Origin of the sequence: Paraglaciecola sp. 25GB23A (assembly GCF_040012495.1) — a bacterium.
In the GTDB taxonomy this organism is placed as follows: domain Bacteria; phylum Pseudomonadota; class Gammaproteobacteria; order Enterobacterales; family Alteromonadaceae; genus Paraglaciecola.
This window is the reverse complement of sequence record NZ_JBDYKM010000029.1, coordinates 40,064-49,006: the sequence shown is the minus strand read 5'-3', so window position 1 is coordinate 49,006 and position 8,943 is coordinate 40,064. Positions and strand designations below refer to the sequence as shown.

General features: G+C 43.7%; 9 protein-coding genes. 2 read left to right on the top strand and 7 right to left on the bottom strand.

Going from position 1 to position 8,943, the window contains the following annotated elements:
• Together ABKW31_RS20855 and ABKW31_RS20850 are read left to right on the top strand one after the other, a co-directional pair.
• Positions 1 to 396, top strand: a 396-nt coding sequence (locus tag ABKW31_RS20855) for a transposase (RefSeq protein WP_348618554.1), incomplete at its 5' end; no start/stop codon positions are given.
• 634 nt (positions 397 to 1,030) lie between these two features.
• Positions 1,031 to 1,654, top strand: coding sequence for a hypothetical protein (locus tag ABKW31_RS20850; RefSeq protein ID WP_348618552.1), 624 nt, complete (start codon positions 1,031 to 1,033; stop codon positions 1,652 to 1,654).
• A 793-nt stretch (positions 1,655 to 2,447) separates the two neighbouring features.
• Here the strand turns inward: ABKW31_RS20850 and ABKW31_RS20845 are convergent.
• The 7 genes from ABKW31_RS20845 to ABKW31_RS20815 all read right to left on the bottom strand — a co-directional run bounded on the left by ABKW31_RS20845 (position 2,448) and on the right by ABKW31_RS20815 (position 8,842).
• Positions 2,448 to 3,401, bottom strand: coding sequence for a sensor domain-containing diguanylate cyclase (locus ABKW31_RS20845; protein ID WP_348618550.1), 954 nt, complete (start codon positions 3,399 to 3,401; stop codon positions 2,448 to 2,450).
• A gap of 802 nt (positions 3,402 to 4,203) precedes the next feature.
• Complete coding sequence (locus tag ABKW31_RS20840; RefSeq protein ID WP_348618549.1) at positions 4,204 to 4,641, bottom strand: paraquat-inducible protein A; 438 nt, start codon at positions 4,639 to 4,641, stop codon at positions 4,204 to 4,206.
• 50 nt (positions 4,642 to 4,691) lie between these two features.
• On the bottom strand, positions 4,692 to 6,272 hold the full coding sequence (locus tag ABKW31_RS20835) for an IS66 family transposase (RefSeq protein WP_348618548.1): 1,581 nt from the start codon (positions 6,270 to 6,272) through the stop codon (positions 4,692 to 4,694).
• 87 nt (positions 6,273 to 6,359) lie between these two features.
• The gene (gene tnpB / locus ABKW31_RS20830) at positions 6,360 to 6,707 is read right to left on the bottom strand and encodes an IS66 family insertion sequence element accessory protein TnpB (RefSeq protein WP_348618547.1); all 348 of its coding nucleotides are present in this window, start codon (positions 6,705 to 6,707) and stop codon (positions 6,360 to 6,362) included.
• Positions 6,704 to 7,045 (bottom strand): hypothetical protein, encoded by a 342-nt coding sequence (locus tag ABKW31_RS20825; RefSeq protein ID WP_348618546.1) that lies wholly within the window; start codon positions 7,043 to 7,045, stop codon positions 6,704 to 6,706. Before ABKW31_RS20825 ends, tnpB begins: the two co-directional genes overlap by 4 nt.
• Before the next feature lie 311 nt (positions 7,046 to 7,356).
• Positions 7,357 to 8,526 carry a tyrosine-type recombinase/integrase gene (locus tag ABKW31_RS20820; protein WP_348618545.1) on the bottom strand — a complete coding sequence of 390 codons (1,170 nt, stop codon included), beginning with the start codon at positions 8,524 to 8,526 and terminating at the stop codon, positions 7,357 to 7,359.
• 10 nt (positions 8,527 to 8,536) lie between these two features.
• Positions 8,537 to 8,842: a hypothetical protein gene (locus ABKW31_RS20815; protein WP_348618544.1), complete on the bottom strand. Its 306-nt coding sequence runs from the start codon at positions 8,840 to 8,842 to the stop codon at positions 8,537 to 8,539.
• Between the last annotated feature and the right edge of the window lie 101 nt (positions 8,843 to 8,943).

The following is an 8,943-nucleotide window of genomic DNA, read 5'->3' as shown; positions in this document are numbered from 1 at the left end:
ACGCGCTTTTACCCGATAAAAGCCCCGACAAAAAGTGAACTGAATAGCCTTACTCACCGCATTAGCCAGCGTGTGGCTGGTTTTCTTGAGCGCGAGGGCCCATTAGTGAGGGAGGGTGACAATGATTATCTTGCTTTGGATGGACCGGAAGACGATCCGATGTTGCAAATTTACGGGTATTCAATAACCTATTGTATCGCTACAGGCAAACAGCAAGGACTAAAGGTCTTTACGTTGCGAACCATTCCACCTATGGCAGAGCAAGGGCTTGCGGCAGGCTTTGCCGCAAATGTGGCAGTGTTCAGTCTCCATTTATGTGTCATGAGCAACGCACAGAATAGGTGTAAACTCGAAAGGTTGTGCCGTTATATTTCCCGCTCTGGGGTACCAGAATAAATGTTGATAATAACGACTTACGGCAAGGTTCGTTACCCACTCAAAGCACCCTACAACAGTTGCAGAGACATATATCCTAATCTGCTAAAATTAGGCTTCTTGCTCCTGAATCGCTATGACCACGAACGGCCATTATTGGCACATGGCTGACGGATAGAGGAAGTTGATGTTGAAGGGTTTTAGCAGCAAAATACAGCAATATAATTCTTTGTTCGTATGTCTGCTTTGTCGGATCACCTGTCTTAAATATGACAGAAGTAAAGGGCCGCTTTTCGCTCAAAGCCGAATATCGGCCATGTGCCAGATGCGGATCTTCGCAAAGCCGTTGCCGAACGATCCCAAATAGCTGAAACCAGACTGTCAGGGGTTACTTCACAAGTTTTTTATTTTGGGTGGTTTGAGGAGGTTATATAAGTGATGCGGTGGCCGACAATGGACGATAAACGAATTATTAAATCCTAGATGATGATTATCGAGTAAAGTTGGAGCATCTATTGTTATGTATAATACTTGGTTCTTCTTGTGTTAAAAATTGTCTTTAAACAAACATCAAATTTAGGTAAATTTACCGATAGTTTTATTTTTTTTAACAGATAGAGTAAATGTTTTGACCTCATTTCAAAGAGATTAATGTTTGAATTATTATATAACATCTGAGTTTGAAATGACTATTGGGCCGTCAAGATTGGAGAGTTTAAACGGCCATCCCAGCACTGTGTATGGATTAGATTCAGATCTAAAAATTGTGTATCAAAATCCTGCATCGATTCAATTTTCAGAACAAAACAGCCACAACAATCGTATTAGCAGTGCATCGTCATTGGGAAAGAATATCTTCGATTTTATTCCTGATTTACTAGCGCCAACTTACAAAAAGCTATTTGAATCTGTCACGCATGATAAAAACCCATCTTTGATATCAAGGCAATTTGAATATGAATGCTCTAGCCCAGAGTTTTACCGCGTTTTCTCTATGCACCTATACCCTTTGAACAAAGGCGGAATTTTGGTCATACATTCCCTAGTTATAGAAGAGCCTTACATTAATTCGCAAAGCCAAGAACTAAACACAGTTGTTGAAAGCGATTACATTAATAAACACGGCAGTGTAACCCAATGTGCTAACTGTCGACGCATAAAAAACTTAGCTAAAGACGGTCAATGGGACTGGATACCAAAATGGGTTAAAGAGCCACATATCCCTACTAGTCATGGCATATGCCGCCCTTGTAAGCATCACTATTACCTTAGTGATTGAGATAAGTAAAACAACTAATCGATTTGGTGGCTCACGCGCCAATCAATATTTGACTTAATTGAATAAATGCTCAATGCCTTCTATAGGTAATTTGCTAGAAACGTGGTCATATTTAAATGTGAAGTACATGTTTTATTAATTTTTGGAGTCAATAATAGCTTGGAAATGGTTTTCACACTGCCTGCCAGTGAAACTGTTGGGCATCTACGTCCACTTGTGGCAAGTGATGCGAATGTCTGCTATCTCAGTAAACCAGTAATAGCCGAGAAAGTCTTTGACTGTCTCCTGATCGCTCAAACCAGCTAGTCAACTATCGGGCAGGTCGGTGCCAAAGTCGGCTGTTCATGTTCTATCCAGTGAATGATCCTAATTAGCAGATTGCAGACATTAACGCTTCTCAGACTTACTAAGGTTGGAAGGGAAAAATGTCTACAGATTTAGAGGAAGATCAAGGTACGGATTAGAAAAGAATCTGTCTGCCCGTTTAATACTGTATTTTTCATGTGCTGATGAGTCGATTCCTCGCCTCATAGACCTTACAGTAGCAGCATTCCCAGTCAGTAGACTATGAATGCAAGTAGATAAGATAAGTCGGGTAAGGTGCATATTAACGGTGGTAAGTGAAAGGGTATTGTTCAAAAAAGTGGTTACATTCATGGTGCTTACCGGTTGGTTTTTTGGCGATAGATCTGATCACCAAATGCCATGAATGTTCCCCAACTTTTTAACTATCTTCATGATTTGAATATATTATTCGTAGGGAAACGTCAGACACTGCCCCCAGTTATTTCCATTATTTTTTCTTGTCTTTGTACATCGCAGCGTCAGCTTCTTGGATCATTTCTTCTACCGATTTTGTTGTATCATGCTTAAAATGTTCTACACCCACACTGTATTCGATTTTGTATGGTTTGTTGATTGTTGCATTTGCTTCTGCAACAGCTACCGCAAATCGGGCTAAAATTTCATTAGAATTTTCTTGGTCAGAATTCGTCAGCATGGCAACGAATTCATCTCCGCCGAGTCGCCCTATTACGTCACTATCCCGAAATGTATCAAGCATTATTTGAGCAAACTTGGTTAATACAAAGTCACCTTCATGATGCCCATAGTCATCGTTAATGATTTTAAATTTGTTTAGGTCAAATAGTAAAAACGACATCGATACTTGGTTTCGTCGGCACATTTTTAAACTATGATCGACAAGCGTTAAAAAACCGCGTCTGTTGGAGATCAACGTCAGCTCGTCCAGCGTGGCTAATTGTATCGATTTTATTTCTTGTTCAATCATTGCACCGAGATCTTTGAAAAGCTGCTGATCCTCTTCATCCATGGTTTTTGGTGCTTGATCGATAATACATAAAGTACCTATGTTCAATCCCTCCCTAATTTTCAAAGGGTAGCCCGCATAGAAGCGAATATTAGGAGCTTCAGTTACAAGTGGGTTGTCAGAAAATCGCACATCCTCACTTGCATCTGGTATTATAAATAATCCATTTCCATTTATTGCATGTCCACAAAAGGAAATATCTCTTGGTGTTTCGGTAGCTTCAAGGCCCTGCTTAGACTTAAACCACTGACGATCCTCGTCAACCAAACTAACGAGAGAAATAGACACGCCAAACATTCGTTTAGCCATACGAGTTACGCGGTCAAATCGTTCCTCGTGTGCAGTATCAAGCACTTGTAATGTTCTCAAAGCATGCAATCGTTCTGCTTCATTTTCTGGAATTTCAGGCTTAATCATTACGTAACCCTTAACATGTAAATAACTTTTGAATAACGTAAGAATAAACGTTGCGACTGAGTTATTCAATAAGCCGAAACTTTGTTTGTTTTAGACTTGCGAAGCTGTTTATTGAACAGGGTGATTTTGAATCCTTGAGGGCATGAAATTTGGCGAACTGTGGTCTATTACTCAACTGTTTTCACATAATTCAGAATTCAAAACAAGCGCCTCACACTGTTGTTTGAGGACCAGTTTTGAATATTGCTTTGTGCAAATACAAATAAACTTATCCACACCAAGATACCAAAAAATAGGGCAACTTTAGCTTGTTGAAAAGCGTTACCTCTTGAAGCACCACAACAATCAGAGCCAAGGTAGTTAGAAGCTGTAGGTCAGAGCCGATGAAATATAATCCATTGGTAAAATCGATATTTTATTATCGACGCTCTGACTGTTCGCTTTCTTGGGCATAGCAGTCGTTCGGCTAGGTTAGCTCCAATGACCGTTGATCGCTCAAACCGGCCCATCCAGATTTCCAGCTTTTCAGGATTTCAGTTTTTCAGCCTCGGTCGTTTGCAAAAAAAAATCGAATAAACTGCGACCCCACCCACCCCTGAGTGGGCGAGTGCGGGCACCTTTGCAGGCCAGTAAGAGGGCAGGGGTCGATTTTTCGGGGCGTTATCATAATTTAACAGGATGAGTGAGCACATGCGGACAAATCTCAACCACAAGTAAAATCAGATCGACTATCGGTGGGTTTTATGCAGGAGAGTTAACGGAAAGGGGGAGGTTTAGAGGTAGGTTGCGGCAGCGTCAGGTATCAACTCTTTCGCTTGGCAAGCAACGAAATGCCCAAAGAAGTCAGCACAGCAGCGGTAAAAAGATACAAGCCCCAAGCCACTTCTATCTGCCCGATCCCGATGCCTTTTGCTATGACAATATGCAGTGCCAGAAGAAAGACGTCAGCCATGGCGAGCTTGCCCAGCGTTGATAGCACCGGTTGCGCAGCGTCCGTCAGCAGGTTGAAATGTATAAGCGCCATGCCTAAGCACTTCAGCAACGGTGCAACCAATGCGAAGAATGTCACTACCATTGCAAGCAAGATATCCGTTTCCAATAGCTTCTGAATACCCGATATCACGGTCAGTGTATCATGCTCGAATACTGTTTTTCCGCCCAGCCATGAAGGCATGTGCCATTGCGGCAGCAGTCCAGTGGTGATTAATGGTGAAAACCATGCGATGGGAAAAGCGATCAAGAGGGTTAGGTTTAAGTATTTAATGAATGGTGTCAGTCGTTAGAACCACACTAGCCTAAGTTCACTTTCCAAGGAAGTAGTTCATTTGGCTTAGCTTGTCCGAGCATCATTTTTTCCATCACATGCATAAGGTAATCATAGGGTTTGATACCATTTGCCTTCGCCGTTTCAATAATGGAATACAGCACTGCACTGGTATTGGCGCCATTTGCCGTCTGACTTATCAACCAATTTTTGCGCCCAATCACAAACGGCTTTATTGCTCTTTCTGACCTATTATTGTCTATGTCAATGCAGCCATTTTCTGTGTAACGAATAAACTTATTCCATTGGTTAATGGCATAGTGGATAGCTCTACCTATTGCACTTTCAGGTAACACCGCTAGGCTTGATTTATCGAGCCATGTTTTAAATTGTGTCAGCAGGGGCACTGCCTTTTCTTGGCGAATACGACAGCGCTCCTCCACCGATTGAGCCTTGATTTCTTTTTCAATGCGATACAGCTTTTGAATAAGATTCAGCGCCCAATCTGCTTTGCCTATTTTTGCTTGTTTGCCTTGTGCCTTCTTAGCCTCCACGAATTTACGGCGAATATGCGCCAAGCAAGCAACGAGTATCGCTTGTGTTTTGCCATAGCCCTGATAGCCGTCCACACTCAAGTAACCTGTGTAATCGCGTAAAAAGTCGACCGCACATTGACCCGCTCGCGAGGGCTGATAATCATATAGCACGATATTCGGGGTATCATCGCCGCAGATGTTGCCTTGAGGCGAGTCTGCACCGCAGTTATACACCCACATGTACGATTTGATATTGTCATCGTCCACCACCGTCATCGTGGTTTCATCTGCACGGATATAATTTTGCCGTAGCAGTGTGTCATGCCAAGGTGCATAAGTAATGGGTTTGAATAAGGCAGCGATGTTAATCAGCCAATCCGACATGGTTTGCCGTGATAAATGAATGCCCAGTTGTTTGAAGATGGCTTCTTGTCGGTATAGCGGCAAACCATATTGATATTTACTCGTGATAATTTGCGCAATTAAGCTCGGCGTTGCATAACTTTTAGGTAAAATACTGGGCACAGGTGGCGCTTGTTTGATTGGGGTTGTTGTTCCACTCTTCTGGCAAGCGCGGCACGCATACTTTAAGCGATGATGCTCGATCACTTTGGTTGTAGCGGGCACAAACTCAAGTTTTTCAGTGATATCTTTACCCATGAGGTGCATGTCGCCATGGCAGCACTCACAGACTTTGTCCGACTCGTTAATATCGTGAACGACGACTTCACGTTCAAGGCTGTCATCAAACACCTTGCGATTGCGCTTTTTACGCTTGGCCGTATATTCGGTATATTCGTCTTCCTCAAGCGCTTCTGCTTGTGCCTGTTGTGCGATATCCTCGGGCTCGTTAAACAACTCCCCCTGACCAGGATAAGCTTCATTTTTGCTGGCGAATAACGTCTGTTTAATGAGCTTGAACTGTTCTTGTAAAAAGCCTAAATGCTCACGCTGTAAGCCAATTAATTCTTTCGCTTCGTCCACCGACAAGCCATCCGCTTGGTCTTTTTCATTCAAGCGCTGAATACGCTTTTCGCGTTTATTGTAGGACTGTTCGGGGCTTAATTTCATGCCACGTATTATACCGTAACATGCCTGTAAGTTGTTGTTTTAACTTAGATTAAAAGGTGATCGTTAAACGCTGCTTATGATCGGTTGTTATAAGCCCGCCGAGGCATAAAACAACGGCTGATGACCTTCAATCGTGAAGCCGCCTAGTAAGCTATTGAGTTGTTGCTCGCTCAAGTAAAGGGACGTTTGCGTGTTGCTTGGCCACTTAAAGGTGTCTTTTTCTAAACGCTTGCTCCACATGGCTAGCCCAGTATTGTCCCAATATAAAATGCGCAAGCGTTTACGGGTGCGATTGGTGAACACAAATAGCGCCCCTGACATCAATGGCACATCAAACTGCTGCTCGACAATTAAGGCAAGGCCATTAAATTGTTGCCTGAAGTCCACGGTCTTGGGATAGAGATAAATGGCTGATGGGGCTACAAACATTCTCATACCGCCAGCTCCTTGAGCAAGGTGGCTAACCAAATAGGATCGCATTGGGTAGATAACGACAATTGTGCATGCGGGGTGTGTAACACCATTGCGCTTGTCACCGGCCTCACCTGCGCTTTAATAAACTGGCCGGTTGGCGCTGACACGGGAGTATTCGACGGTTTTGGTAACGCGTCTTTATTCGTCTGCATGGGCGACGCCAGCCCCATGGCATGTCGGCGAGAATAAAAGGTTTGTGTATGGATATTTCGTTGTTGGCAAAATTCTTTTGTTGTGCCTGCAAATTGAGCATGTGCGTCCATGATTTGCTGCCATTGTTTTGGGGTACGTTTGGTCATCGGATAGGCCTCCATAGTTGAAAACCTTATTGTCTGCTAGCCGAAGACGCTAAACTATGTGTGGTTTTAACGACTGACACAATGAATGGATGGTTTGTCATGGTTTGTTTCCTTATAGATTGAGTGAATGGTAGGTGCAGAGCCCAAGTAGATGTGCTGCTCATTACCTCCCGAGTTATAGAGGCGCTAAAATCTCCTTGCTAAAGTGCGTTACAGTTCTCCGCTCTCGAACGCTGAATCCGGGCAGGGGAGTAGCCATCCTTGGCCCCCAAAAGTCCCGTGTTGACCAGCTCTGGCACCAGATTGTGCCCTCAGAGACCCGAGGGTTGGCCCAGTCGCGGCGACACCGAGTTGGCCGCCTGCTGCAGCGTACTTGGTGCGAGATGGGCGTAGCGCTCCGTTACTTTTGGATCAGAGTGTCCAAGTAGTTGCTGTACTTCATATAGCGAGCGGCCTTCATTAACCAACATTGAAGCATATTGATGTCTCAGATCGTGTATACGAATGTTACTCAAGCCTGCTTCCTTGCGAAGGCGCGTCCAAGCTTTTTTGATGCATCTGTATTTCTCACCCGTACCTAAGTTGACGAAGATGTGCTCATAGTTGTTTTTAGTATCTACTGCACACAACACCTTCATTGCCACATCGTTGAGGGGGATGTAGCGCTGCTTTTTTGACTTAGATTGAAGCTGGGGGATGCGCCATTGACGATTGTTGTCGATATCACACCACTTGGCATTCAGCGCCTCGCCCAGTCGAGCCCCGGTAGTCAATAGGAACAGCAAGATATTGCAGACCATGCGATTCCCATCGTTGTAGAGCACTTGAAGCAGGCGGCCCAAATCGTCTTCATCAAGATACCTCTCGAGCCTATTATCTGCGTTAAACAGCTGTACTCGCGCCAAGGGATTGGCAGTGATCACCTCCCAGTCAACAGCAACATTAAGTATGCGTCTTAATAGCTTCAAGTAATGATCACAAGTCGCAGGTTTAAGTCTTTGCTCCATCAACTTTGCATGAAATCGCTGTGCATCGGCCTTTTTGAACTTGTCCAGTTGTATGTCGCCAAATACACCACGAAGATGTGTAGTAAACATCTGCTCATCGTTCTTCCATGACCGGTTATGCTGCTTAACATGCGGTAGATATTGCGATTCAAAAAATACCGCAAACGTAGTGATGGTAGATTTTTTCTGTACCTCCTTGGGGTTATAGCCTTGCAAGAGCTTGGCTTTCAGTTGCTTGGCAGTGGTGCGAGCTTCAGCCAATGTCATCTCGGTTGTGAGGCCAAGCTTTTTGTGCGCTGTTTTCTTCTGCTCATTTTTGTAACGCAGATAGAACGTGCCAGTATCACTAGTGGTCGCGCGTATTTCAATGTAGAGTCCTTTGACGCCGGCATCGCATAATTCGATACGACCTTTACCTTCAGGGCATAGTGGTAGGCTCTGAGTTAGAGCCTGAGTTAGTTGGATTACAGGCATATCAGGCCCCTTATTTGTTGATTATGTAAAGACGATGATTGCGACCGTTTTTTTCGCCAGTATCCGTCAGCGGTAAACCACCGAGCTTAACGAGATGGCGAACATGTTTGCCCAATGTGTTTCTCTCGTGCCCGTCAATGTTTTCCCATATTTCTGTTCGAAAGAGTTGTTTGAGCGTCTTTAGTAATTGGTTGTGAAAGCCCTCGTGACAATAGATATATAGCGTTAAAAGAAGGTCGATGAAAATGGCCTTATCGTTGTCTGTATGGTCACAATTGTCGATGTAGCTAATGATGTTTTCTTCATGATTTGGCATAATATTTTCCTGAGTTTTAAAATTTAGAGTTGACGGCAGAGTGATCGTAAAAACCTAAAATCCTCTGCCAAATCCAATCGAGATATTTCAAAGGTGCCGGT